Here is a 25,105-nt window from a genome sequence, read left to right as displayed (position 1 = left end):
TTTACAGGTTCCTCAACAGGCCGGTGGGCCGTTAGTATCATCAATATCAGTATTCGCAAAACCAGATGAATGATTGTTTAAACTGGTGTATTTCTGCCTTTATGCTTCGTAAGTTTGCTGTCGCGCCGTCAGTGCCCAGGCTATTCTGGCCAGCTTGTTTGCCAGAGCACAGGTGACGACAAAGTTGCTTTTCCGACACAACAACTCCCTGACCCAGTCGGCCAACTTGCCAGACTGGTGTTCCAGTTTTTGTATGAATACCCTGGCACACTGAACCAACAAAGTTCGGATCTTTTTGTTGCCCCGCTTGCTAATCCCTAACAATGTCGTCCGACCTCCCGTGCTGTACTGTCGGGGTACCAGCCCTGTTGCCGCCGCAAAGTCACGGCTGCTGGCGTACTGCTTCCCGTCGCCAATCTCAGTTGAAATAGTACTGGCAGTCAGCGTTCCAACGCAGGGAATACTCAGCAAGCGCTGTCCAACCTCATCTTCGTCCAACTTTCGTTTCAACTGAGATTCCAGATCTTTAATCTGCTCAACAAGATAGTGATAATGCTGTTGTAATTTCAGCAGTAACTGGCTGAGATAAAGAGGCAAACTACTGTCCTCAAGAAGGGTACTCAGTCGACTAATAACGGCAGCACCTCGCGGAACGCTGATACCAAATTCCAGCAGAAAAGCATGCATCTGATTAGTTGTTTTCACCTTATCCTGAACCAGGGATTCACGGACACGATGCAGAGCTCGCATTGCCTGCTGAGATTCGGTTCTGGGCTGCACGAAACGCATAGATGGACGTGATGCTGCTTCACAGATAGCTTCAGCATCAACGAAGTCATTTTTGTTGCTTTTAACGAATGGGCGGACAAATTGCGGTGATATCAGCTTTGGAAAATGCCCTAACTCTGCCAGCTTGCGTGCCATAAAGTGAGAACCGCCACAGGCTTCCATCGCGATGGTTGTTGCCGGGCATGTCGCCAGAAATTCGATTAGCTTTGGTCGGGTGAATTTTTTACGGTAAACGGCCTTCCCACGATGATCCTGACAATGAATATGGAAAGAGTTCTTACCCAGATCGATACCAATAAGCGCAATGTTTTCCATGATGGTTCTCCGAATGAAAGCCTGTCCTCAGCATAGTACTGGGAAGGAGGGAGTGACCATCTCATTAATTATCCCACGCTAAGACTATATTTTGTACAGCAGTGGAGAAGGATGAGAGACCAGCAGTTCATTAACAGGGACTCCTTTTTGCTTAAGCGGCTCAATGGTTCTTTCTATATAAACCGTATTCCAGAGTGTTATCGCCGCCGTATGTAGTGTCAGCGCCGGTGGCGTGGTAACGCTGATCCTCCCCCCCCCCAGATCCCTGATTTCATTCAGCCGGTGCATGAAGGATGCTCGCCCAAGGGCCTCACCCTTATTCAGCCCCGCCTGTATGCATCGGCCTAAGCCTTTATCGCAAAATCAGTCCAGCATAAACAGCGTCCGATCTCTGCAGAAAATCGCCCTCAGCGCTACGAGTTTGAACGCATTTACTCTGTTTATAGGTAACATTCGCTCCACGATATAATGATATCGGCAACGTATTCAGCATCCTGAGCATGTGTCAGAAGGTGATCAGCCTTACCCAGGGAAATGAAACTCTTGGGATGCTTAGCTGCTTTGAATATTTTCTCGGCCTGCTCAATTAACACGGTATCATCTTCAGTCGCATGAAAAATCAGCAGAGGTTTGTTCATGGCGAACACCTTATGAGCGATTTTGTGTTCCTGAATATTGTCCAGCATCTGTTTCTTTAACGTAAATACCCGCCCGGCCAGCTCAACGGGATAGGCTCCATGCTGGTTAATGTTTTCAACATCATCCTTAAAAAGACGTTTTACGTGTGTCAGTTCTCCGGGTGATCCTATGGTGACAATGGCCTTTGCCTCAGGAACTTCGCCGGCGATAGACAGGATGGCCGATCCCCCCAGGCTATGACCGATGAGCAAAGAAGGCGCTTCGTACTGTCGGCGGAGATAATCTACCGCGCAAAGCAGGTCCGAAATATTGGATGAGAAGTTGGTGTTGGAAAAATCCCCTTCGCTGTTTCCCAGACCAGTAAAATCAAACCGGAGAACGGCGATAGCTTTCTCTGTCAGTTTCCGCGCAATACGCGCCGCGCCTTTGAGGTCTTTGCCACACGTAAAACAATGAGCTAACAGCGCAAACGCTTTAGGATTTTCAGGAAGTTCAAGCAATCCGGCCAGTTCTTCACCCGCCGCATTTTTGAACGTAAATTTTAGTTTTTTCATAGGATATTCCGGGCCTTAAACTGATGTCATATGTTTGATCGCAGGAGAAAAATAATCTTCTGCTCTGCATCTGGCATAACGCGTTTTCCGTCCTCCACTGGGGATGTGAAACAGAATTCATTCCGAATGCCTGTCCTCACCTTCCAGTTTGGAAGCTGGTTATTGCTTCCTGTTCGGCGATCACTTACGCTATGCTACCAACTAGATGGTAGCTTACAAGGCTTTTGTGAGGACTTCTCGAATGGCCAGGTGCGCGCTCATTCTTAAAATATCACTGGCAATGCTGGCATTTGCGGCAAACTCCATTCTGTGTCGTCTGGCCCTGCAGGGAGGCCACATTGATCCCCTTTCATTCAGCAGCCTCAGGCTGGCCAGTGGTGCATTCGTCCTGTCCCCCTTCCTCTTTTATCACGCCAGGACCACATTATCGCTGTGGCGTCCGCTGAGCGGGTTTTACCTCATGGCGTATGCGGTGCTGTTTTCTGTCGCCTATATCCATCTCGATACCGGGGCTGGTGCGCTGTTACTTTTTGGTGCCGTACAGTTTGCGATGGTGATCCACGGATTATTTAAAGGAGAATCACTCTCCGCTATGCGGGCTTGCGGTTTAGTTCTGGCTCTGACGGGAATTGCTGCCCTGCTGTTACCCGGGACGAAGGCACCGCCGCTTTACAGTGCACTTATGATGATCGTTTCCGGATTAGCCTGGGCCGCCTATTCCGTCAGGGGGAGGGCGGGCCAGGCTGCCGGGGCTTCAACGGCGGCTAATTTTATTCTCGCAGCGCCGATGGCTCTCGCTCTTACGTTGCTGTTTATGAAGCAGGGTCACTCTGATGCTGCAGGCATTGCTTTGTCATTGCTGTCCGGTGCCGTCGCCTCAGCCGGTGCCTATGTATTGTGGTATACCCTTTTACCCTCCCTCGGCTCTATTACCGCCAGTATCCTTCAGCTCAGCGTTCCCTGCCTGGCAATGCTAGGGGGTGTGGTATTCCTGGGTGAATCACTGACGGTCAGAACGATATTTTCTGCCCTGGCAGTGCTGACTGGCATTGTGATGGTGACACGCGAGAAATCCCCCCGTCAGCCGATGGCAAAGGCGAGAAAACCTCAATAACGCAATTAATTCATGCAGTTGTAATGATTCTCTTATGTTAATCACACGAGCCAGTTTTCCCGCTCCGGCATCAGACTGACAGGAATACTGAGGTCGACGTTTCAGACTACACCTAAGGCAGGTTCATGAAATGAAATATGATTTTGATGAGTACGTAAGCAGAGAGAAAACAGACAGTCTTACCGTGGACGGCTGGCGGGAATACCTGTTTGCGGGGCAGTCCGAATTTGCAATGCGGTATCCGGCAGAAGGGCTAATCAACCTCTGGGTTGCTGACATGGCTTTTGCCACACCAGAGCCGATTCTTCAGGCCATCAGAGACCGTCTGGATAGAAAAATACTCGGCTACACTAAAATCTACGACGAAGAATACTATGAAATCTTTGGCAACTGGTGTGAGCGACAATATGGTCACCGTTTCAAAACGGAAGACATTGTACTGTCTCCGGGCATTATTCCCGCGCTGAACCGTCTCGTCCCGCTTCTGACCGACAAGGATGACAGTATTCTTATTATGACGCCTTCATATGGCCCGTTTAAAAAGGCGGGTGAATACAGTCAGCGTCGCGTGGTGTACTCGGCGTTAAAAAAATCAGCAGGTGGCTGGGAACCTGACTGGGAAGACTTTACACGCAAAGCCAGTCAGGCCGACTTACGTGTGAAAATTCTTTTCCTGTGTAATCCGCATAACCCGACCGGACGAGTCTGGCGGCCTGATGAACTTAAGCGGATTATTGAAATTTGCCTGGCCAATGATATCTGGGTGATATCTGACGAAATTCACTGTGACCTGTCCCGAAGTGGTATCGGTCATACACCGGCCGCCTCTCTTTTCCCTGATTCTACACGCATTATTACCTGCATGTCCTCGAGTAAAACATTCAATCTGGCCGGGAATTTGTTGGCAAATATCATTATTCCGGATCCCGGTGTCAGAAGCGAGTGGCGTCTCAGACACGACGAGTTCATCTCTCCGCTGAGCCTGGCAGCAAACAAAGCGGCGTGGAGTGAATGCGATGACTGGCTTGTCCATCTGAGGGAATATATTGACGGCAATTTCCAGTACCTGCACGACTACCTCAAAAGCTATTTACCCGAAACCAGGTTCTCGATCCCCGAAGGGACATATCTGGCCTGGATAGATATTAGCCACTACCTGCCCGACACTGTGGGTGAGGATTTATCGCTGTATTTTGCCCGGGAGTCAGGGGTGCTTCTTGAAGGGGGCTTGCTGTTTGTCGACAATGGGGAAGGACATATCCGGTTAAATCTGGCGTGCCCACGGACTATGCTGACAGCAGGGATGAAAAGAATTTCACAGGTACTGCGGACACCGGCCCCTAACAGGGTATAACCCCTTTCTCTCTGGCCGTTTGTCCTGTCAGGATGTCGTCAGAACCCGGCATAACACCCTGTGCCGGGAACAAAAAAGGCACGGATGAACAGGTTGTGAATATCCTGAGTGAAGCCTGCTGATGACATTTCTGGCGACAAAAAAATGACGCCCGTAAAGGGGCGGCTCTTGTCAACGTACCGGGGTTATCGTCTGACCGCCATAATGCCGGCATCGACATCCCAGATAGCGCCCGTCACCCATGATGTTTTGTCAGACAACAGGAAGAGAATGGTGTTTGCCACATCCTCTGCGGTTCCGACGCGGCCTAACGGGTGGAAATCGTTCAACGACTTCATAGCATCAGCGATATCCGCTTTGTCCATGAAGCCTTCGTATATTGGTGTATGAACAATCCCGGGAGACACAGCGTTGACACGAATACCCGCGCTGGCCAGTTCAATCGCCAGATTACGCGTCAGGGCATGCAGACCCGCTTTTGCCATTGAATAGGCCGAGGACGGCGAGTCACCCAGTGCTGCCTGGGCACCAATCGAACCGACGTTGACGATAGACCCTTCGAGCTTCGCGGCGAGCATGTTCTTCACGACATCCTGCGTAATAAAGAACGTGGCGCGGTTCAGCGAAAAGTACATGTCATAATCGGCAAAGCTGTGCTCGGTAAACCCTTTCGGCATAAAGATCCCGGCGGCATTTACCATCAGGCTGATATCGCGATGGCTGGCATTGATTTCATGACGGATAGTTTCCATACCTTCTTCAGTCATCAGGTTGGCCGCGATGACCGCCACCGGTCCCAGCGGGCTCAGCTCTTTTTGTACCGCTTCGGCTTTGTCTTTTTTATTCCCGGTCAGCACCACACTGCCGCCCGCTTCCAGTACCATGCGTGCCACGGCGAGACCCATGCCGCTGGTGCCGCCGACGACAAGCAGTTTTTTACCTTTGAAAAATGTATTCATTTTCAGACTCCATTACTGGTGGGTAAGACGTTGCCGGCAGCGTGAAACTGCCGGCGGTTGACGGATTAAATGCTGCAGCCATCCGTTCCGCAGGTCTGACCCGCAGTGGCTGAAAATTCGGTTTGCTGTTCATCCCAGACCTGACGCAGGGCATTCAAAAAGTTGTCTGCCCCCTGAGCCCCGCTGATGGCGTATTTCTCGTTCATCACAAAAACCGGAACGCCGCTGAGGCCAATAGACTGTGCGTGGGCTTCATCGTCGGAAACGGTGGCGCGAAAATCGTCATTTTCCAGAGCGGCTTCGGCGTCAGCTTTCTCCATACCGGCTTCTACGGCCATTGCAACGAGCTGCTGACGGTCAAAGAGAGAGCGACCTTCGGTGATACTGCCGTGATAAAAACGTTCTTCCACCGCGTCCGCAATTCCGGCCTTACGCGCGGCAACCAGCAGGGTGTGTGCATCTTCTGTATCACCAAACATCATGCCGTCAAAGTTGTAGATCAGACCTTCAGATTTACCGGCGGTGCCCACCTGATTCATCATCAGCTCCGCTGAATGCTGACTGTCCAGTTTTTTAACGATGGCATCCTTAAAAGGCATAGCGGGAGTACCACCGGCCAGACGGTAGCTGTGATGACGGATCACCACCTGATCGCGAAATTCAAAGCGATTCAGACCCTGTTCAAATCTTTTCTTAGCAATCCAGCACCACGGGCAGACCAAATCTGACCAGATATCGATGGTGAGGGTGGGTTTCAGCGTTTGCATAATGATTCCTCAAAGACCTTGGGCGGTCGGGTCTCACTTATCAGAGAACCGCGACCGTATGGGATTTATTGCGCCTGCCAGACCGGGTAATCGGTATAGCCTTTTTCCGGTGAACCACTGACGCCGTAGTAGGTGGCGCGGTCACTTTCTGCCAGTGGCCAGCCGTTTTGCATTCTTTCAACCAGATCCGGGTTAGCGATGTAGGGCACACCAAATGCCACCAGATCCAGCTCATCATCTTCCAGAGCCTGCTCTGCGATATCACGGGTGAAACCGCCGGCAGCGATGATGGTGCCTTTGAACGTGTTGCGAAAACGGCGGCGGAATCCTTCCGGAAGTGGCGCTTTGGTGTACACCGGCTGATAGTAAAGGTGTACGTAAGCCAGCTCCCGCTGACCGAGCGCGTCGGTGATGGCTGACCAGGTTTGCTCTTCACCTTCATACGGCGCGAGGTCATAAATGCGGCCGAACGGTGACAGGCGCACGGCAACGTGGCTGTTACCCACGGCTTCCGCCACGGCGTCAATGGTCTCCAGCAGGAAACGCTGACGATTTTCCACCGAGCCGCCGTATTCGTCGGTGCGGGTGTTCAGTTCGCTACTGAGGAACTGGTCAAAGATGAATCCGTTTGCAGCCATGATTTCCACACCGTCAAAGCCGGCTTCCATCGCCAGGCGTGCGGAGTGCACGAAGTCTGCAGTGATGCGTTTCACTTCATGCGTTTCCAGCGCGCGTGGCTGGCTTGGTACAACCGGGCCCGGTTCTCCGGATTCGGTCAGCGCAAAAACGGTGGTATTGACCGCCTGAACGGTGCCCGCTGAAACCGGCGCTATGTGGCCTGGCTGAAGAGAGACGTGAGACATACGGCCGACGTGCCAGAGCTGCGCGAAAATACGGCCACCTTTGGCGTGAACCGCTTGTGTCACCTTACGCCAGCCCTGGACGTGTTCGTCGTTGTAGATACCAGGGGTATAGAGGTAACCCCGGCCTTCTTCTGAAACCGGCATCCCTTCGGTGATGAGCAGGCCAGCAGAAGCACGCTGTGCATAGTACAAAGCCACGACCTCATCCGGCACGTCATTCATGGTGCGGGTGCGGGTCATCGGTGCCATAACTACACGGTTTTTTAACGCCAGGCCAGACAGATTGTAGGGGGTGAAAAGCTTACTCATCGTATACCTCACAGAAACAAAAAGGAGTATCCCGGCAGGGATTTGCACAACCCGGAAGTATCATCGACCGGACGTCGCGCACTGGAGTTGCATAAACATCTGATGGATGGCAATATACCAACCATCTAGTAGGTAGGTCAACGGGTGTGTCGTATTTTTTTGTCATAACGCAGCCATTTCTGAATTGTCACTCATTTTGCGAGGTCATCACCATGCGTACATTAACAGCTTATAACGAAGATAATTTCCGCCAGATAGAGCAGTACAAAGGAATATCGGTGGTACGTTTCTCTGCACCCTGGTGTCCGCCCTGTCAGGCCAGCGAAGAAATGTTCAGTCAGTTTGCAGACCGGCTCGATGGAGATATTCAGGTGGGGAAAGTCAATGTAGATCAGGCGCCGGTGCTGACAACCAAATACGAGATCTGGGGGCTGCCGTCTGTGCTGATATTTCATGAAGGGCAATTAGTTAAACGCATACCGGGTGTGAAACCTGCATCGGTATATGCTCAGGCGATTGCGGACATAAAAAAAGGGCAGTAATGCCCTTTTAACGTGGAATTTATTAATGCTTAACCGCGTGCCTGACCGACGGCATCCAGAGTGCGGGCTGAATAAATGACCGCCGCGCCAGCGTTGAGGTTAATCGCCACGCCCAGCGCTTCAGCAATTTCAGCGTCGGTTGCACCGGCTTTCACAGCGGCGTCGGCGTGAAAAGCAATACAGCCGTCGCAGCGGGTTGTGACTGCGCACGCCAGGGCAATGAGTTCACGCACTTTTGCGCCCAAAAGGTCAGTTTTGTTACCTGCGTTGCCCAGGGCAACCACGCCTTTCATGGTCTCGGGGGTCAGTTTGCCCAACTCGCCTAAACGTTGCATTAACTCTGAGCGATAGTTGTTCCAGTCCAGCATAGTGTCATTCTCCTGAATGAGGGGTATTAAGAAGCAGTTTTATATACTTAAGGCTGTTGGCGAAGACTTCGGGTCTGGCCGTTGCATGCGCCACTACGCTTGAGCCTTCACAGACATTAATGATCATCAAAGCAATATCTGATGGTTCGGCATGGGATGAAAACTCACCTGACTCCATGCCCGCCCTGACGACTTTTGTGAGCCATTCGATTTGCATATCGAAATAAAGTGATGTCTGTACAGTAATTGCCTGAGGCAGATTGGCGGTCTCTGCTGACAACGCACAACACAGTGGCAGTAGTGAAGCTTTATGGCTTTGCGCGAAGATATCGATGTAGGCCGCAATTCTTTTCTCCGCGCTTTTCTCAGTAGCCTCTATCTGCTCAAATACGCGTTGCGTATCAGAGAACGCCTGTATTACCACCTGCTCACCCAGAATATCTTTGGTCGGGAAATGGTGATGAATACTGGCCTTGGTGATACCCACTATTTTTGATAAATCAGCATAGCTGAATGCTGAATACCCTTTTTCGCGCATCAGGTGTTCTGCTTCGCTGAGCAGCCGTTCCCGTGTCATGGTTGTCATAATTACTCCATATAATCTACTAGTTGATAGATTATATTATTGCTATTTTTCCGTAGCAAGTTGTATCACTGACTCAGTATCGTGCAGAGCTGAACGTCACTGCCATCCTGCATTCTGAATGGCAGCATTACATCTCTGACATCACGCCAGGCGTGTAATCATTTCAACCGGATTAGCCAGAGTATCGTGGATTGGCGAATTCTTTTGCATTTCGCTGACCAGCGCTTCTAACTCCTCGCGACTGGCGGTCTTGCTCGTAAGGTGAACATCGACGCGAATAGATTTCGCACCTTTACGCACGTTGCTGTCCAGCCCAAGGAAGCCGTTGAGGTTGATATCGAAATTAAGATCCAGCTCGATACCGTCCAGGTCGATCCCTTTTTCAGCAGCCATCATGGTGAGGGTGGCGGTATAACAGCCAGCCAGCGCCTGCATGATGTATTCAGTCGGGCTCATGCCGGTATCGGTGCCGAGTAAACCTGCGGGTTCATCACCGATATTAGAAAATTTCCCCACGCGACTGGTATCGATAACGCCGTTCTGGATTGTGGCGCCGGTCTCTGTGCGAACGGTTAATCCGCCGCTGGAACGGGCTTTCATCTGGAAAGTCAGGTTACCCAGGCCAGGCTGGCTGCGAACTGCTTCACGGGTATTGTGGATCGCAGCTGCGTCTGCAGAAGGTTTAACGGTAGTAGACATAATGGCTCCTGTAATTTCTTGATAAAAGTTATAGCTGGTGTAATCAGTGCCAACCATCTAGTTGGTAGGTTAATGTCGCGAACCTCTTTTGTCTACTCTTTTATAAAAAATAGGGGGAAAAGAACCCAGAAGGCTGTTTTATTTCATAATAACCATTTGATTTTTTTATAATCTTCCCAGCCGCTCACTCTTGCAGCAATCCAGCCTTTACCCGAAGGATAGTCTGGCGGGTGGTATTAAATTCCCGGGCAATAGCACTGATACTGATGCCAGCATTTAGGCGCTCTGTCACTGTTTGCTTTTGTTCCTCGCTCAGGATGAGACACCATTTCCGATTAAGTATTAGCGCATCTAAATGTTACCAAAACTGATGGATTGTTCAAGAAAACAATCAGATACCCCCTAAAGATTGATGTGGCAGGGTTTCGACTACGATGGGAAAAGTTGAAGTATTGCATGCTATAAGAAATGCTCATAAGAGACGCAATCCATGTTAGTTCATGAAATTCTCTGGAAGTGAACTCATCTTTATATTAAAAATATGTATTTAAAGCAGATAGATATGCGATCTGTGAATTATGAACTGGATTTGCGCACAACATAAGTTAAATGGAATTTGGCATTCATCCACGCAGCGTCGCCCATCATTCCCTGTACTACACTCTCGACTCAAACCTTTGCGAACAACGCATTTATCATGAATGGTGATCCGATAACGCCATAGCGCATCATTCCGACAATCAAACGGTTGAATCTACCGCGTGCGCTACGCAAATTCTGCCTCAGGATTACCCACGAAGATCTGCAGATTTCACGTAGCGCACGCATCGATTGTTCTCAAATCATGTGTGGCCACGCCAGAATTGCCGCCATATACACGACGCCTACCCAAATCATCATGACAACGGTGTAACCCATAATGTTCTGCAATTTTAATCTGGAAATTGCAAGAGCTGGCAAAAGCCAGAATGGCTGAACCAAATCATTCCATGCGTTACCCAACATGACCGACATTGAGGTCTGAGCCAACGATGCCTTCATAGATTGTGCCGCATCGATCATGAACGGCCCCTGCACTACCCAGTGGCCGCCACCTGATGGTGCAAAGAAGTTAATAAAGAAAGAACTGATAAGCCCCCAAAATGGTAATGTCTCAGGTGTCGATATCCGTATGAACAATTCAGCAATCGTGTTGACCAGGCCAGATGCCGCCATGATTGCCATGATCCCGGCATAAAACGGAAACTGCAAAATGATGCCGCCAATCGTCCGGATACCTTCATTAAGTTTTTCAACGTAATTAAGTGGGGTTCCCAACAGCAGTACGCCAAGGAATAGAATAAAGTAATTGATAATATTCAGGTCCAGCGCACCACCTTCGTAAAAGTGTCCGACGACATATACCATCCCGACTGCGCCAATAATGTAACTGGTGAGCCGGCTATGATTTAGCCTGGCAGCAAAGGTATCCTTAGACACTAACTCTTCAGGCAGGCCGCTTTTCTGTGGGTGAATAGTTTCAGAATCACTGTACTCAATAATTTTTTCACCTTTCCGAGGATGCAGCGATGCATTAAGCAGTGGTAATGTTATCAACAAAACGCCTGTTGTCAGTAACATGGGAAGCGAAAATATTGTCTCAGTGAGAGAAATAATACCCATCTGCGGTTCAAGTGCATGATTTTGAGTGGATATTAACAGTGGGATCGTGGCAGAGAATCCGAGTCCATAGAAGGTAAAGCCACTATAGGCAGCTGCGATAATCAGTGGATAATGAATCCCTGGGATATTACGCGCCAGCTTTTTAGCGATAATACTGCCGATTACCAGACCAAAACCCCAATTTAGATAGCTGCCAACTGAACCAATAAGTGTCGCCACAATGATAGCAGCACGTGGCGTATGGACGTGGCTGACAACCCGATTAAGAAAACGATCCACAAGTGGCGCCGCCGCTAAAACATATCCCATTGCCAGAATGACAGCCATTTGCGTGGTGAAACTCAGTAATTGCCAGAATCCATTTCCCCAATCCATGGTGGTTTGCAAGGGGGTACGCCCTTCCACCACAAAGGCAAGCACCATCGTTAATAGTGTTAGCAGGATGGCGAAAACAAAGGGATCGGGTAAATAACGCCGCATCAACTCGGTGAAAAAATGGGTGATTTTGCTCATGATTCTTACCGGTTTTACCGGTTGCTCCTTTTAAATTTTAAACGTCGACAGAATGAAACTACAGCCAGAGCTTCAGTTATCTCATTGTTCTGATGGTTGAAATTCTAATAACGGATATTGACAATAGGAGCCGAGGCTTAATGTCGTCAATGGCGATTACCGAAATAACGTGCGATTATCGGTCATTACGCTTTATTTCAATAAATTGTGTGATCGGAGAGGAATAAATCGTGAAGGTTAGATCGAGGAATAAAATGCTGCTGCGGTATTTCGCAGTAATAATAAAAAAGCCTCTGTTTTTACACAGAGGCTTTATAGTATTCACGCTTAAATTTACGCGCTCAACAGCGTCTCAGCCGTCTCTTTCACGCTCGCCAACAGAACTTTGACATCTTCCAGGCAAACGGTTGGGTTCAGCAGCGTCAGTTTCAGGCAAGTCACACCGTCAGCTTCCGTAACGCCCACGTTAGCCGCGCCAGATGCCAGCAGCACGTCGCCGATACGCTGGTTGAGCAGCGCAACAAACGCAGCATCTCCCGCTTCCGGACGGAAACGGAACAACACGCTTGCCAGCTGTGGCTGCATGACCAGTTCCAGGTGCGGCTGCGCGGAAACAAATTCCGCGACCTGCTGCGCCAGGGTTACACCGTTATCAATGATTTCGGCATACTGCTTTTTACCCAGCGCTTCAAGGCCCATCCACAGTTTCAGTGCATCGAAACGACGGGTGGTTTGCAGTGATTTGGACACCAGGTTCGGCACGCCATGCTCTTCATCAAAGTCAGAGTTCAGGTACGCTGCCTGATAACGCATCAGTTCATAATGACGCGCATCTTTCAGCAGGAATGCGCCGCAGCTGATAGTCTGGAAGAACTGCTTATGGAAATCCAGCGTGACAGAGTCTGCGGATTCCAGGCCGTTCAGGTAGTGACGATACTTCTCAGAGAGCAGCAGCGCCCCGCCCCACGCGGCATCTACGTGGACCCAGATATTCTCGGCCGCAGCCAGCTCCGTGATCTCGACCAGCGGATCGATAGCACCGGCGTCGGTGGTTCCCGCCGTAGCGACAATCGCCACTACCTGCTCGCCATTGGCCTTCGCCTGCGCCAGTTTGGCTTTCAGGTCGGCCATGTCCATGCGAGAGAATGCATCGGTTTTCACCTGAGTTACAGAACGATAGCCCAGGCCCATCAGCGCCATATTCTTCTGCACAGAGAAGTGTGCGCTTTCAGAACAGAACACTTTGATCTTACTGAGATCGCCGGTCAAACCATTCTGCTGAATGGAATGCCCCTGACGAGCAAAGAAAGCGTCGCGCGCCAGCATCAGGCCCATCAGGTTGCTCTGCGTGCCGCCGCTGGTGAAGACGCCAGCATCGCCAGCCGGATAACCTACCTGGTCGCGCAGCCATTCGATCAGCTTCATCTCGATGATGGTGGCTGACGGGCTTTGATCCCAGGAGTCCATGCTCTGGTTGGTGGCGTTGATCAGCACTTCTGCGGCCTGGCTGATGACCAGGCTCGGGCAGTGCAGATGCGCCACGCACTGGGCATGGTGCACAGAAAGGCTATCTTTGAGGAAGTACTCAACTGCACGCGCAATGGTGGCCTGATTACCCAGGCCCTCTGCGGTGAAGTTCAGATGAATACGCTCGCGCAGCTCGTCAACGGTTTTACCCTGATACATCTCAGGCTGTTTTAACCATTCAATGACCACTTTGCTGCTTTGCTCGATGGCATCCTGGTAGGCCGCGATGCTTTGCGCCGAACCGGACAGAATCGGGTTATTATCTGACACGTTCATTAACTCCGATTAAACCGGCTTCACGCCAGCGCCCAGCAAGGCGTTTTCAAATTTATCGAGGAAAATTTCCAGCTCAGCATTGGTGATCAGCAGAGACGGCAGCAGACGCAGTACGCAACCGTTACGACCGCCACGCTCCAGAATCAGGCCAGACTCAAAGCATTTTTTCTGCAACAGCGCAGAGAGCTCGCCATCTGCCGGGTAGCAACCCATGTGATCTTTCGCTTCGTTCGGCTTCACAATTTCCAGACCGATCATCAGACCCAGACCGCGAACGTGGCCGATGACCGGGTAACGTTTTTGCAGCTCGGCCAGTTTGCCTTTCAGCCACTCGCCCTGAGCGGCGACTTTGTCAGCAATGTTGTCGTCTTTCAGGATCTTCAGCGTGGTGAGGCCCGTGGCCATTGCCAATTGGTTACCACGGAAGGTACCCGTGTGGTGACCCGGCGCCCAGGCGTCGAACTGTTTCTTGATACCCAGCACGGCCAGCGGCAGACCGCCACCGACAGCTTTAGACATCACGATGATGTCTGGCTCAATACCCGCATGTTCGAAGGCAAACAGTTTACCGGTACGTGCAAAGCCCGCCTGTACTTCATCGATAATCAGCAGAATGCCGTGTTCCTGGGTAACTTTACGAATGCGTTGCAGCCACTCGACCGGAGCCGGGTTAACACCGCCCTCGCCCTGTACCGCTTCGAGGATCACCGCAGCCGGTTTACGCACGCCGCTTTCCACGTCGTTAATCAGGTTTTCGAAGTAGTAGGTCAACGCTTTAACACCCGCGTCGCCGCCAATGCCCAGTGGGCAGCGGTACTGATGCGGATACGGCATGAACTGCACTTCCGGCATCATGTTGGAAACGGCTTCTTTCGGTGACAGGTTACCGGTGACGGAAAGCGCGCCATGCGTCATCCCGTGGTAGCCGCCAGAGAAACTGATAATGCTGGAACGACCGGTCACTTTTTTCGCCAGTTTGAGCGCAGCTTCTACTGCGTCAGCGCCGGACGGACCGGTAAATTGCAGGCAGTACTCTTTGCCCTGACCCGGCAATAAAGAGAGTAAATAAGATGAAAATTCATCTTTTAAAGGTGTGGTAAGGTCAAGCGTATGTAACGGTAAGCCGCTGCTGATGACACTTTGAATGCTTTGAAGCACGTCAGGATGATTATGACCCAGCGCCAGGGTGCCAGCGCCTGCCAGACAATCAAGATATTGATTATTTTCAACGTCGGTGATCCAAACGCCCTGCGCTTTGGCAATCGCCAGCGGCAGTTTACGTGGATAACTTCGAACGTTGGATTCAAACTCAGCTTGTCTTGCTAAAAAGGTATCATTGCTTTGTGGTAATGAATTAGCACTTAAAGTATCAATACGGACTTTATCCGTCATCATATCACTCCCACAACCTCGGGTATTAATAACGCCGGGTTGAATTAAGGTTAAAGGGACTGCCTGTAAAAAAACGCGGCTAATATAAGTGGTTTTAGCGTAGGACTCAATCATTTATTTTAGCGATGTTTTCATTAGGATTTTCCCCTTCTTAATCAGTGTATAACGCAGGGTTCTGTTGTTCACATACTTTAAAATTCGTTACCATTTCAGGCAAAATGTAACTGGCGAACAAAACGCGCACAACGTCATGTAAACCATCACATTGTCATGGGTTTATGCTTTCTTTACACACTTTTACTATTAATAACGTTCAGGAATTGCTGATAAGGCATTCTTTTTAACTAGTTTATCGATAAATATAATAAAAACATCGACCCTAAAAGATAAATCACTTACTATGGCGCGCTTATTTGCACTACACGCTAATAAAAGAACTAATGCGCATCACACCGGTAACGCGTAAGAGGCATACACGTTATCGACAACGGGATGTTTATCCTGGGTTGTCACCAGAAATGTTCGCGGGCGGACATTTCGTAAGGCGAAGTCACTTCCCTTATGCCGAGAATGAAAATTTTCTAGCCATCTTTTATGGCGCCCTGATATGAGATTGTTATGACACGCATTTATCCACAATTCGTCGTTGCCAAATTTGGCGGTACCAGCGTTGCTGACTTTGACGCGATGAATCGCAGTGCCAGTATTGTTCTTGCAGACGAACAGGTACGCCTGGTCGTATTGTCTGCCTCCGCCGGTGTCACTAATCTGTTAGTCGAGCTTTCTGAAGGCCTGGAAAGCGGCGACCGTATGGATAAAATCGATACTCTTCGTACCATCCAGTACAACATTATTTCCCGCCTGAAACAGCCAACGGTTATCAGTAAAGAAATAGATCAACTGCTTGAAAATATTGCTCGTCTTGCTGAAACCGCGCAGGCAACGCCATCGGCTGCATTAAGCGATGAATTGGTGAGCCACGGCGAACTGATGTCGAGCCTGCTGTTTGCTGAAGTGCTTCGTGAACACGAGGCCCAGGCTGAATGGTTTGACGCGCGCAAAGTGATTCGCACCAACGACGTTTACGGTTGTGCGGAACCGGAGCTCAGTCAGGTCGCCGAACAGGTGGAAATGCACCTGCGTCCGCGTATCGAACAAGCCATCGTGATAACCCAGGGCTTTATCGGTAGCGATCGCGCCGGGCATACCACGACGCTGGGGCGCGGCGGCAGCGACTACACCGCATCCCTGCTGGGCGAAGCGCTACAGGCAACACGCGTCGATATCTGGACGGATGTTGCGGGTATCTACACCACTGACCCTCGCGTTGTGCCGCAAGCCCAGCGTATCGACCATATCTCGTTCGCCGAAGCCAGCGATATGGCCGCCTTTGGAGCGAAAGTGCTGCACCCGGCAACGCTGTTGCCTGCGATGCGCAAAAACATTCCGGTCTTCGTCGGTTGCAGTAAAAATACCGCTGCCGGCGGTACGCTGGTGCGTCGTGAGACCGAGAATCCGCCGCTGTATCGTGCGATTGCCGTTCGCCGTAAGCAAACCCTGTTAAGATTGCACAGTCTGCACGCGCAGCCAGCCTATGCCTTTTTTGCTGAGATGTTCGCTATTCTGGCACAGCATCAGGTGGATATTGATCTGGTCACAACCTCGGAAAGCAGCATTGCGCTTGCGCTCGATCCCACCTGCGCGACATCCGGGGAAGATCACACCTTAACCACCTCACTGCTGACGGCGCTCTCCTCCCACTGTCGGGTTGAGATTGAAACCGGGCTGGCGCTGGTGACGCTGATTGGTAATCAGCTTCATCAGGGGACGGGGGTGTGTCGTGATGCCTTCGCCGAACTGGACGAACATGCGGTACGCATGATTTGCCACGGTGCATCCAATAATAATCTCAGCTTCCTGTTGCCGGGCGACACTGCCGATAGCGCCGTCGTTGCATTACACCGCAGGCTGTTCGAGTAAGCGTAATCAGGGGCGTTTCACGCCCCTTTTCATTTCATTGCCGCAGTGCCCGCTTTCTTGTACCCTTCCCGCTTCTTTGCGCACACTTTATCGGATATCCATGACCGCTCAACATTCGAAAGATCCTTTGCACGGCGTTACGCTGGAGATGCAAATTAATGCCCTGGTGGCTCGCTACGGTTGGGAAAAACTGGGCAAACTGGTGAACATTAACTGTTTTAAGAATGACCCTAGCGTGAAATCCAGCCTCAAGTTTTTACGCCGCACGCCTTGGGCCCGAGCGGAAGTTGAAGCGCTCTATCTTGATTCCCTCGAAGACGATGAACCTCAGGATGGCGGATTTAACCCGTGGTTGCAGGGGCGAGACGATAAGATCTGATTCACTTCCCCTGCAAATCGTAAGAGAATATCGCCTCTCAAGGGACTAGTAGAAAACGGGCGTTTATGATCATCTCTTTGCGGGGCGTCTCCCCGGTCACTCAGGTTAAAAAACTAGGCACGCTGGTTGCCGCGGCATTACTTGTTGTCAGTTGTTCGTCTAAGCCACCGAGTTCACTTGTTACATCGCCAGGCAACACATCAAAGCCCGCCGGTAAAACGCAGCAGAGTAATGAACCAATGCGCGGTATCTGGCTGGCCACGGTTTCGCGGCTCGACTGGCCGCCAGTTAACTCGGTCAATATCAGCAGCCCCGCCATTCGTATCAATAAACAGAAAGAAGCGCTGACGGCAAAGCTCGATAACCTGAAACAACTCGGTATTAATACCGTATTTTTCCAGGTAAAACCCGATGGCACCGCCCTGTGGGATTCTAAAATTCTGCCGTGGTCCGATACCTTAACCGGCAAGATTGGCGAGAATCCCGGGTACGATCCGTTGCAATTTATGCTGGATGAAGCCCATAAACGCGGCATGAAAGTACATGCCTGGTTTAACCCGTACCGGGTAACAACCAACACCAAACCATCAACGGTGGCCGAGCTTAATCGCACGCTCTCACAGCAACCCGCCAGTATTTTTGTCCTGCATCGCGACTGGATCCGCACATCAAGCGATCGCTTCGTCCTTGACCCCGGTATTCCGGAAGCGCGCGACTGGATCACCAGTATTGTGGCGGAAGTGGTGGCGAAATATCCGGTCGATGGCGTGCAGTTTGATGACTACTTCTATACCGAAACTGCCGGCTCTACGCTTAACGATAACCAGACCTGGCGGCAGTATGGCCAGCAATATGCGTCAAAAGCCGACTGGCGACGCCATAACACGCAACAGCTTATCGAGCAGGTTTCACGCACCATTAAGCAGCTGAAGCCCGACGTCGAGTTTGGCGTAAGCCCGGCGGGCGTCTGGCGTAACCGCTCGCACGATCCTTTAGGGTCGGATACGCGCGGTGCGGCCGCCTACGATGAGTCTTATGCTGATACCCGCCTTTGGGTGCAGCAAGGCTTGCTGGACTACATCGCCCCGCAGCTGTACTGGCCGTTTGCCCGCGACGCTGCGCGTTATGATGTGCTGGCAAAATGGTGGGCGGATGTGGTGAAACCGACCAAAACACGGCTCTATATTGGCGTGGCGCTGTATAAAGTGGGCGAACCGTCGAAAAAAGAACCTGACTGGGCGGTGAATGGCGGCGTACCAGAGCTGAGTAAGCAGATCGATCTCAATGAATCAATCCCGGAAATCAACGGGACGATCCTGTTCCGCGAAGATAATCTCAATCAACCGCAAACCCGCCAGGCGGTGAATTATCTGAAAACCCGTTGGGGCCATTAATCCAGCCTTTTGTGCGCTACGCAAACCCGGCGTAGCGCACCTCATCTGCTATGCTTACCCTGACATTCTTTACTGGAGAACGGATATGGGACTGTTTAACTTCGTGAAAGAAGCAGGTGAAAAACTGTGGGACAAACTGACGGATTCGCATCAGGACCAGGGCGAAAAAGTCACCGAGCATTTAAAGAAACTCAATATTCCCGGTGCGGATAAAGTCCAGGTGACGGTCGTCGACGGGAAAGCCAGCGTCACCGGTGATGGGCTAACCCAGGAAGAGAAAGAGAAAATTCAGGTTGCCGTCGGTAACGTCGCCGGAGTCAGTGAAGTTGAGAATAACATCACCGCTGCCGATAGTGCGGATGAAGCCACCTACTACACCGTGAAATCCGGCGATACGCTGAGCGCGATCTCCAAAAACGTATACGGCAACGCCAATCTGTACAATAAAATCTTTGAAGCCAACCGCCCGATGCTTTCTCATCCGGATAAAATTTATCCCGGCCAGACTTTACGTATTCCTAAAGCCTGATAACCGCACGCTTGCCGGAAGTCATTCCGGTAAGCGTTCCCCCCTCGTTGTATTCACAGGCAAAATATCGTATAAAACCTCCTGTCCGAGGGGTGTCCAGTAATGGGCTGAGATGGCGCAAGCCGAACCCTTAGAACCTGATCTGGGTCATGCCAGCGAAGGGACGGGTTAGCCATCTATTTACACAGCCAATTCCTGTTCTTCCCTCATTGCGCCCGGATCTCCACTTTATTACTGGAGGTCCCATGTCTTTACCCCTGTTTGAAACCGGTCTTTACGGACGCCTTCGCACGCTCGCGGGTCACCACTGGCACGATTACGTCGCCCATGAATTTGTCCAGCAGTTAGGTGCGGGCACCCTGCCTGAACCTGCGTTCCGCCGATATCTCACCCAGGATTATCTGTTTTTAGTTCATTTCGCCCGCGCCTACGCACTGCTGGTGAGCAAACTGCAAAATCTGCCGGAAATGCGCGCGGCGACGGCATCACTGAACGCCATTCTCAATGAACTGCCGCTGCATATCAGTTACTGCCAGCAATGGGGATTAACGGAATCCGACGTTACGCAGGTGGAAGAAGCCGCCGAAACGGTGAATTACACCCGTTATGTTCTGGATGTGGGGCATTCAGGCGATGTGCTTGATCTGCTCACCGCACTGATGCCGTGCGTGGCAGGCTATGCGGAAATCGGCCTGCGCCTGCTCAACGATCCGGCAACCGTCTTTGAGGGTAATCCTTACGCGCCGTGGATCCGGAACTATGGTGATGAGGGATATCTGGCAGGCGTACAAGCCTCTCTGACGCTATTTGAAAATCTGGCGGCTCAGCGCGGTGGTGAAAGCCGTATCGCTGAACTTTCGTCTATCTTCACCACCGCCACCCGGCTGGAAAGCGCGTTCTGGCAGATGGGGTTGAACGCGAAATCATGAAGGCGGTGAATGAATCCCCCGCGATCAGGCTAACAGACCTTACGCTGCGTTATGGCAATAAGACGATATTCGAGAACCTGAACGTGACTATCCCGGCAGGGCATTTCGTCTCCTTGCTGGGTGCCAGCGGAGCGGGTAAAACCAGCCTGCTGCGCATTGTTGCCGGGCTGGCAGCCCCCACATCGGGTAGCGTGGCGGATGAACATGGTCGCTCGCTCGCAGGCCGAATCGCCTGGATGGGGCAACGCGATCTGCTCTATCCGTGGTTAACCATTGAACAGAATGTTTGCCTGGGGGCGCGTTTACGCGGAGAAAAAGCCGATCGCCAATGGGCACAAGAGCTGCTTGAGCGTGTGGGGCTAAGCAGCTATGGCCACGCCCTGCCGCAGACGTTATCCGGCGGGATGCGCCAGCGCGCCGCCATCGCCCGAACCCTCTATGAACAGCAGCCGATTGTCCTGATGGATGAGCCGTTTTCCGCGCTGGACGCGATTACCCGCGCCACGATTCAGGCGCTGGCGGCGGAACTGCTGGCTGACCGTACCGTGCTATTGATCACACACGACCCCGTAGAGGCCTGCCGCCTGAGTCATCACATTCTGGTTCTGGCGAAACATCCTGGCGGCATCGATGACTCCCACGTTATGGCTGGCCTGCCGCCACGCGAAGTTGACGATCCTCTGGTTATCCAGAGTCAACGTGAGCTTATGCAACAGCTCATTCGGGGGGCACAGTGATTTTCTTATCACGAATCTGGCGTGGGATGACGCTGTTTGCAGGCTTAGTGGGGTTATGGTGGCTGGCGACGCTCGGCTCTATTCCGGCATTCCTGCTGCCATCGCCCACGGCGGTAGTTCAGGCCCTGCACGATAATGGTCGTTACCTCGGCTGGCACACGTTGATTACCCTGGCGGAAATCGCCAGTGGCCTGGTGATTGGCGTACTGCTCGGGGCGATTCTGGCGCTGTGCATGGTCTTTTCTCCCCGTCTTCAGCGCTGGGTGATGCCGGTGGTATTAACCAGCCAGGCGATACCGGTCTTTGCCCTCGCCCCGCTGCTGGTGCTGTGGTTTGGTTTTGGCATGAGCGCCAAGGTTACCATGGCGGTACTGATTATCTTCTTCCCGGTCACCTCGGCTCTGTTTGACGGTTTGCGCCGGGTAAGTGGCGATTATCTCGACCTGGCCCGCACCATGGGGGCGTCACGCTGGACACTGCTTCGTCATGTGCAGTTGATGGCCGCGCTACCTGCCTTTGGTTCCGGCCTGCGCATGGCGGCAGCCGTTGCTCCCATCGGCGCCATTATTGGCGAATGGGTTGGCTCGGCGGAAGGTTTGGGTTACGTGATGCTCAACGCCAACGCGCGCATGCAGAGTGATATCTGCTTCGCCGCCCTTCTGATACTCGTTTTGATGACCATCTCGCTGTGGATGATCATCGATGCCCTGTTACATCGCCTGATTTATTGGGTTCCGGATAACCATTGAGAAAACTACGATGACAACAAAAATGCTAAAACCTGCTCTCTCTGCGCTGATTATTGCCAGCACCCTTTCGCCAAACGCCTGGGCACTTGAGAAAGTCACACTGGTGCTGGACTGGTATATCAACCCGGATCACGCCCCCGTGATGGTGGCACAGCAAATCGGCGCATTTAAAGAGGAAGGCCTCGACGTCACGATTATCCCGCCTTCCGATCCGGCGCTTCCTCCGCGCCTGGTGGCGGCAAAACAGGCCGATCTGGCAATTACTTATCAACCGCAGCTGCACTTCTTTGCCGACCAGGGCTTACCGCTAATGCGGGTGGGCACACTCATCAATACGCCGCTGAATACGGTAATTGCGCTGGATAAAAACATTAAATCGCCGGCTGATTTAAAAGGTAAGAGCGTGGGTTATTCCGTCAGTGGCATCGAGCAGGCGACGCTGGATACCATGCTGAAACATAGCAATACGCCAGTGGATGCGGTGAAGCTTATCAACGTTAACTTCCAGCTAACCAGTGCCCTGCTGACCGGTAAAGTGGACGCGGTGATTGGCGGCTATCGCAACATCGAAGCGCTGGAGATCCAGCTTCAGGGTAAAGAACCGGTGGTGTTTAACGTCGAGGATTACGGCGTACCCGCCTACGATGAATTGATTCTGGTGGCAAATAAAGACGCGGCTGAAAAACCGAAGATTAAAAAATTCCTCGCGGCATTGAAAAAAGGCAGCGACTACCTGCATGCTCATCCGCAGGAGAGCTGGAAAACGTTCGCCAGCCTGCATCCTGAGCTTAATACCGAACTAAATCAGCAGGCATGGATGAAAACGCTGCCGCTCTTTGCACAAGATCCCGCAAAGCTGGATAAAGCCCGCTATGAGCATTACGAGCAGTTTTTATTTGAGAACAAGCTCATCAAAAAAATAACCCCGGTGGAGCAATACGCCACCGGGGCTATGTAAGCCGTACATCAGATTGCTAACGAAGTGCGCTCTGTTATTGCCGGATGCGGCGTAAACGCTTTATCCGGCCTACAAAATATCGCTAATTCAATATATTGCAGAATTGTTGTAGGCCTGATAAGCACAGCGCATCAGGCAATTTTACAGCGCCATATCATGCTGAGGTGACGCTTCCGGCTGTGCTGCCTCAGGCGTGACATTGTCACTTTCGGTGGTATTCATTTGAATGACCGGAGGCTTAACCAGTTGCAATGTAGCAGCGGTATCGTCCCATACCTGTTGCGTCAACGCGCTGTTACCGTTCAGCTTCTGGCCGTAGCTCGGCACGATCGCGCGGATTTTGCTCTGCCATTGCTCAGAACCGAACTGTTCAGGGAACATTTTCTTGATCACGTTCAGGGTAATAGGCGCTGCGGTTGAGGCGCCCGGAGACGCGCCCAGCAACGCAGAAATGGTGCGCTGTTGGTCAACAACCACTTCTGTACCCAGCTTCAGCACGCCGCCTTTGTCTTCATCTTTACGGATGATCTGCACGCGCTGCCCCGCCTGAATCAGTTTCCAGTCTTCTTTACGCGCCTGCGGATAGTACTCTTTCAGCGCGGCAAAACGGTCGTCATCACTCAGCATAACCTGACTAATCAGGTATTTGACGAGATCAAAGTTATCCAGCCCCACGTGCGTCATCGGCATGACGTTGCTGGTTGTCGTGGTGCTCAGCAAATCGAAGAACGAACCATTTTTAAGGAATTTGGTGGAGAACGTCGCAAACGGCCCAAACAGCACCACGCGTTTACCGTCGATGAAACGCGCATCAATGTGCGGTACGGACATCGGCGGTGCGCCAACGGACGCCTGGCCATAGACCTTCTGCAAATGCTCTTTGGTGATAGCCGGGTTCTCAGTCATCAGGAAAGATCCGCCAACCGGGAAGCCTGCATAATTATCAGCCTCAGGAATACCGGTTTTTTGCAGTAATTTCAGCGCCCCGCCGCCAGCACCGATAAACACATATTTTGCGTCAATCGCGTGCTCTTTACCGTTATTCACATCTTTGATTGTCACGTGCCAGGAGTTATCGCCATTGCGTTTAAACTCCGTCACTTCAGATGAGGTTTGCAAAGAGAAATTCGGGTTTTTTTTCAGGCTGCCGATCAGCTGACGGGTAATTTCACCGTAGTTCACATCGGTACCGGCTGGTGTCCAGGTCGCGGCCACTTTCTGCTGCGGATCGCGGCCTTGCATAACCAGCGGAGCCCATTGCTGAATTTGCTGGTGATCGGTGGAGAATTTCATCCCCTGGAACAAAGTGGTTTTTTGCAGCGCATCATAGCGCTTTTGCAAATAATTAACGTTGGTGTCGCCCCAGACAAAACTCATATGCGGCGTGGAATTAATAAAGGAGTGCGGTTCACGTAAAATGCCGCGTTTCACCTGCGCCGTCCAGAATTGACGCGAGATCATAAACTGCTCGTTAATATCCAGCGCTTTGCTGACATCAATCGAACCATCCGCACGTTCAGGCGTATAGTTCAGCTCCATATTCGCGGAGTGACCGGTACCGGCGTTATTCCAGCCATTGGAGGATTCCAGCGCCACGCCGTCGAGTTTCTCGACCATGACCTGCTTCCAGTCTGGCTGCAGCTCCTGGAGCCACGTGCCCAGAGAAGCACTCATAATACCGCCGCCAATCAGCAGGAAATCGGTTTTTTGTGAGGTTTCAGAATTAGCCCAGGTTGCCGAACTGACAAACAGCGCCACAGAGGTGAGTGAGATAATTGTCTTTTTAATTGCAGGCATAATAGTAATATCACATAGCATTGATGAAACATGAATAAATATAGTAAAGCATTTTTACGATATTTTAAAATCCATATAACATTTTTAGCACTATTATATAATTACAGATTTATTTAGTTATTTAATTAAATAAATTGGCAGCGGTGTTTGTTGGGTATTTTCGTGATGGGGAAGTCGCGAGCTGCCCTCGTTCGATACGAACGAGGGCGTGAATCAGGAGGTTTTACCAGGAGAAATCCTGGACCAACGATAAGTCCCAGGCAGTGGCAAACAGTGAAATGAAAATGATCAGGTTCACTGCGGTTTCGATTCTTTTTTCCATTTTGATTCTCCTTATGCCGGTTATGACCATCTAACACGGAAAACCTTAATGATTTCTTAATGCTGCGTGACCATCATAAGGCGAACGCAGCAGGTTATGAATA

The 25,105-nt window shown here is 51.3% G+C and carries 23 protein-coding genes, 2 pseudogenes and 1 riboswitch; of the genes and pseudogenes, 11 read left to right on the top strand and 14 right to left on the bottom strand.

The genetic code is table 11. The annotated features are described in order from the left end of the window. Positions 1-99: 99 nt before the first annotated feature. The 3 genes and pseudogenes from AC1MKH_RS12575 to AC1MKH_RS12565 form a co-directional block, all read right to left on the bottom strand. A complete protein-coding gene (locus tag AC1MKH_RS12575; RefSeq protein WP_000427614.1) occupies positions 100-1,104 on the bottom strand; it encodes an IS110-like element IS5075 family transposase in 1,005 nt (334 codons plus the stop codon). Between the two features lie 99 nt (positions 1,105-1,203). Next, positions 1,204-1,518, bottom strand: a pseudogene (locus AC1MKH_RS12570) (Tn3 family transposase); the annotation flags it as partial. A gap of 26 nt (positions 1,519-1,544) precedes the next feature. Beyond that, positions 1,545-2,297 (bottom strand): alpha/beta hydrolase family protein, encoded by a 753-nt coding sequence (locus AC1MKH_RS12565; protein WP_000734115.1) that lies wholly within the window; start codon positions 2,295-2,297, stop codon positions 1,545-1,547. A 241-nt stretch (positions 2,298-2,538) separates the two neighbouring features. Between AC1MKH_RS12565 and AC1MKH_RS12560 the strand changes: the two genes are divergently transcribed. Both AC1MKH_RS12560 and AC1MKH_RS12555 read left to right on the top strand, forming a co-directional pair. Next, on the top strand, positions 2,539-3,411 hold the full coding sequence (locus AC1MKH_RS12560) for a DMT family transporter (RefSeq protein WP_000090196.1): 873 nt from the start codon (positions 2,539-2,541) through the stop codon (positions 3,409-3,411). A 130-nt stretch (positions 3,412-3,541) separates the two neighbouring features. After that, the gene (locus AC1MKH_RS12555) at positions 3,542-4,765 is read left to right on the top strand and encodes a MalY/PatB family protein (protein WP_000872613.1); all 1,224 of its coding nucleotides are present in this window, start codon (positions 3,542-3,544) and stop codon (positions 4,763-4,765) included. Positions 4,766-4,950: 185 nt separating this feature from the next. Here the strand turns inward: AC1MKH_RS12555 and AC1MKH_RS12550 are convergent, their stop codons facing one another. The 3 genes from AC1MKH_RS12550 to AC1MKH_RS12540 form a co-directional block, all read right to left on the bottom strand. After that, a complete protein-coding gene (locus tag AC1MKH_RS12550) occupies positions 4,951-5,724 on the bottom strand; it encodes an SDR family NAD(P)-dependent oxidoreductase (RefSeq protein ID WP_001091224.1) in 774 nt (257 codons plus the stop codon). Positions 5,725-5,789: 65 nt separating this feature from the next. Next, positions 5,790-6,491 (bottom strand): DsbA family oxidoreductase, encoded by a 702-nt coding sequence (locus tag AC1MKH_RS12545; protein WP_327622009.1) that lies wholly within the window; start codon positions 6,489-6,491, stop codon positions 5,790-5,792. Positions 6,492-6,556: 65 nt separating this feature from the next. Beyond that, the gene (locus AC1MKH_RS12540) at positions 6,557-7,663 is read right to left on the bottom strand and encodes an alkene reductase (protein ID WP_006687059.1); all 1,107 of its coding nucleotides are present in this window, start codon (positions 7,661-7,663) and stop codon (positions 6,557-6,559) included. A 212-nt stretch (positions 7,664-7,875) separates the two neighbouring features. On the opposite strand from AC1MKH_RS12540, the gene AC1MKH_RS12535 reads away from it, so the two are divergent. After that, complete coding sequence (locus AC1MKH_RS12535) at positions 7,876-8,205, top strand: thioredoxin family protein (protein WP_008502229.1); 330 nt, start codon at positions 7,876-7,878, stop codon at positions 8,203-8,205. Between the two features lie 29 nt (positions 8,206-8,234). Here AC1MKH_RS12535 and AC1MKH_RS12530 read toward each other — a convergent pair whose 3' ends face one another. From AC1MKH_RS12530 to AC1MKH_RS12500, 7 genes and pseudogenes are all read right to left on the bottom strand, one after another. Beyond that, the gene (locus AC1MKH_RS12530) at positions 8,235-8,573 is read right to left on the bottom strand and encodes a carboxymuconolactone decarboxylase family protein (protein WP_000888080.1); all 339 of its coding nucleotides are present in this window, start codon (positions 8,571-8,573) and stop codon (positions 8,235-8,237) included. Positions 8,574-8,577: 4 nt separating this feature from the next. Next, on the bottom strand, positions 8,578-9,159 hold the full coding sequence (locus AC1MKH_RS12525) for a TetR/AcrR family transcriptional regulator (RefSeq protein WP_008502230.1): 582 nt from the start codon (positions 9,157-9,159) through the stop codon (positions 8,578-8,580). A gap of 141 nt (positions 9,160-9,300) precedes the next feature. Next, positions 9,301-9,858 (bottom strand): OsmC family protein, encoded by a 558-nt coding sequence (locus AC1MKH_RS12520; RefSeq protein WP_000108589.1) that lies wholly within the window; start codon positions 9,856-9,858, stop codon positions 9,301-9,303. 184 nt (positions 9,859-10,042) lie between these two features. Further along, positions 10,043-10,177, bottom strand: a pseudogene (locus tag AC1MKH_RS12515) (helix-turn-helix domain-containing protein); the annotation flags it as partial. 518 nt (positions 10,178-10,695) lie between these two features. Then, positions 10,696-12,033: a short-chain fatty acid transporter gene (locus AC1MKH_RS12510; RefSeq protein WP_276224140.1), complete on the bottom strand. Its 1,338-nt coding sequence runs from the start codon at positions 12,031-12,033 to the stop codon at positions 10,696-10,698. 333 nt (positions 12,034-12,366) lie between these two features. Further along, positions 12,367-13,830 carry a pyridoxal phosphate-dependent decarboxylase family protein gene (locus tag AC1MKH_RS12505; RefSeq protein ID WP_276224147.1) on the bottom strand — a complete coding sequence of 488 codons (1,464 nt, stop codon included), beginning with the start codon at positions 13,828-13,830 and terminating at the stop codon, positions 12,367-12,369. Between the two features lie 15 nt (positions 13,831-13,845). Continuing rightward, entirely contained in the window at positions 13,846-15,231 is a 1,386-nt protein-coding gene (locus tag AC1MKH_RS12500; protein ID WP_041686241.1) for a diaminobutyrate--2-oxoglutarate transaminase, read from the bottom strand. Between the two features lie 615 nt (positions 15,232-15,846). Between AC1MKH_RS12500 and lysC the strand changes: the two genes are divergently transcribed. From lysC to AC1MKH_RS12460, 8 genes are all read left to right on the top strand, one after another. Further along, positions 15,847-17,208: a lysine-sensitive aspartokinase 3 gene (gene lysC, locus AC1MKH_RS12495; protein ID WP_276224136.1), complete on the top strand. Its 1,362-nt coding sequence runs from the start codon at positions 15,847-15,849 to the stop codon at positions 17,206-17,208. A gap of 100 nt (positions 17,209-17,308) precedes the next feature. Beyond that, complete coding sequence (locus AC1MKH_RS12490) at positions 17,309-17,587, top strand: VF530 family protein (protein ID WP_015964404.1); 279 nt, start codon at positions 17,309-17,311, stop codon at positions 17,585-17,587. A 65-nt stretch (positions 17,588-17,652) separates the two neighbouring features. After that, positions 17,653-18,981, top strand: a complete 1,329-nt coding sequence (locus AC1MKH_RS12485) for a glycoside hydrolase family 10-like protein (protein WP_327622010.1) — start codon at positions 17,653-17,655, stop codon at positions 18,979-18,981. Between the two features lie 85 nt (positions 18,982-19,066). Continuing rightward, positions 19,067-19,510, top strand: a complete 444-nt coding sequence (gene lysM / locus AC1MKH_RS12480; protein WP_015964406.1) for a peptidoglycan-binding protein LysM — start codon at positions 19,067-19,069, stop codon at positions 19,508-19,510. A 78-nt stretch (positions 19,511-19,588) separates the two neighbouring features. Beyond that, a riboswitch (TPP riboswitch) is annotated at positions 19,589-19,691 on the top strand. A 64-nt stretch (positions 19,692-19,755) separates the two neighbouring features. After that, on the top strand, positions 19,756-20,439 hold the full coding sequence (tenA, locus tag AC1MKH_RS12475) for a thiaminase II (RefSeq protein ID WP_276224131.1): 684 nt from the start codon (positions 19,756-19,758) through the stop codon (positions 20,437-20,439). Then, a complete protein-coding gene (locus AC1MKH_RS12470; protein WP_276224129.1) occupies positions 20,436-21,176 on the top strand; it encodes an ABC transporter ATP-binding protein in 741 nt (246 codons plus the stop codon). The genes tenA and AC1MKH_RS12470 overlap by 4 nt, the downstream gene beginning before the upstream one ends. Before the next feature lie 26 nt (positions 21,177-21,202). Then, a complete protein-coding gene (locus AC1MKH_RS12465) occupies positions 21,203-21,925 on the top strand; it encodes an ABC transporter permease (protein ID WP_276224127.1) in 723 nt (240 codons plus the stop codon). Between the two features lie 22 nt (positions 21,926-21,947). Further along, positions 21,948-22,883: an ABC transporter substrate-binding protein gene (locus AC1MKH_RS12460; RefSeq protein WP_276224125.1), complete on the top strand. Its 936-nt coding sequence runs from the start codon at positions 21,948-21,950 to the stop codon at positions 22,881-22,883. A gap of 141 nt (positions 22,884-23,024) precedes the next feature. Here AC1MKH_RS12460 and mqo read toward each other — a convergent pair whose 3' ends face one another. Next, a complete protein-coding gene (mqo, locus tag AC1MKH_RS12455) occupies positions 23,025-24,680 on the bottom strand; it encodes a malate dehydrogenase (quinone) (protein WP_276224122.1) in 1,656 nt (551 codons plus the stop codon). Positions 24,681-25,105 lie beyond the last annotated feature (425 nt).

Source organism: Pseudocitrobacter sp. CD920760 (genome assembly GCF_057782505.1).
The sequence above is the reverse complement of the archived record's forward strand: the minus strand, read 5'-3'. Positions and strand labels throughout refer to the sequence as shown.

Coding starts and splice junctions, on each gene's coding strand:
- AC1MKH_RS12575 (WP_000427614.1), bottom strand. CDS start 1,104: ATGGAAAACATTGCGCTTATTGGTATCGATCTGGGTAAGAACTCTTTC.
- AC1MKH_RS12565 (WP_000734115.1), bottom strand. CDS start 2,297: ATGAAAAAACTAAAATTTACGTTCAAAAATGCGGCGGGTGAAGAACTG.
- AC1MKH_RS12560 (WP_000090196.1), top strand. CDS start 2,539: ATGGCCAGGTGCGCGCTCATTCTTAAAATATCACTGGCAATGCTGGCA.
- AC1MKH_RS12555 (WP_000872613.1), top strand. CDS start 3,542: ATGAAATATGATTTTGATGAGTACGTAAGCAGAGAGAAAACAGACAGT.
- AC1MKH_RS12550 (WP_001091224.1), bottom strand. CDS start 5,724: ATGAATACATTTTTCAAAGGTAAAAAACTGCTTGTCGTCGGCGGCACC.
- AC1MKH_RS12545 (WP_327622009.1), bottom strand. CDS start 6,491: ATGCAAACGCTGAAACCCACCCTCACCATCGATATCTGGTCAGATTTG.
- AC1MKH_RS12540 (WP_006687059.1), bottom strand. CDS start 7,663: ATGAGTAAGCTTTTCACCCCCTACAATCTGTCTGGCCTGGCGTTAAAA.
- AC1MKH_RS12535 (WP_008502229.1), top strand. CDS start 7,876: ATGCGTACATTAACAGCTTATAACGAAGATAATTTCCGCCAGATAGAG.
- AC1MKH_RS12530 (WP_000888080.1), bottom strand. CDS start 8,573: ATGCTGGACTGGAACAACTATCGCTCAGAGTTAATGCAACGTTTAGGC.
- AC1MKH_RS12525 (WP_008502230.1), bottom strand. CDS start 9,159: ATGACAACCATGACACGGGAACGGCTGCTCAGCGAAGCAGAACACCTG.
- AC1MKH_RS12520 (WP_000108589.1), bottom strand. CDS start 9,858: ATGTCTACTACCGTTAAACCTTCTGCAGACGCAGCTGCGATCCACAAT.
- AC1MKH_RS12510 (WP_276224140.1), bottom strand. CDS start 12,033: ATGAGCAAAATCACCCATTTTTTCACCGAGTTGATGCGGCGTTATTTA.
- AC1MKH_RS12500 (WP_041686241.1), bottom strand. CDS start 15,231: ATGATGACGGATAAAGTCCGTATTGATACTTTAAGTGCTAATTCATTA.
- lysC (WP_276224136.1), top strand. CDS start 15,847: ATGACACGCATTTATCCACAATTCGTCGTTGCCAAATTTGGCGGTACC.
- AC1MKH_RS12490 (WP_015964404.1), top strand. CDS start 17,309: ATGACCGCTCAACATTCGAAAGATCCTTTGCACGGCGTTACGCTGGAG.
- AC1MKH_RS12485 (WP_327622010.1), top strand. CDS start 17,653: ATGATCATCTCTTTGCGGGGCGTCTCCCCGGTCACTCAGGTTAAAAAA.
- lysM (WP_015964406.1), top strand. CDS start 19,067: ATGGGACTGTTTAACTTCGTGAAAGAAGCAGGTGAAAAACTGTGGGAC.
- tenA (WP_276224131.1), top strand. CDS start 19,756: ATGTCTTTACCCCTGTTTGAAACCGGTCTTTACGGACGCCTTCGCACG.
- AC1MKH_RS12470 (WP_276224129.1), top strand. CDS start 20,436: ATGAAGGCGGTGAATGAATCCCCCGCGATCAGGCTAACAGACCTTACG.
- AC1MKH_RS12465 (WP_276224127.1), top strand. CDS start 21,203: ATGACGCTGTTTGCAGGCTTAGTGGGGTTATGGTGGCTGGCGACGCTC.
- AC1MKH_RS12460 (WP_276224125.1), top strand. CDS start 21,948: ATGCTAAAACCTGCTCTCTCTGCGCTGATTATTGCCAGCACCCTTTCG.
- mqo (WP_276224122.1), bottom strand. CDS start 24,680: ATGCCTGCAATTAAAAAGACAATTATCTCACTCACCTCTGTGGCGCTG.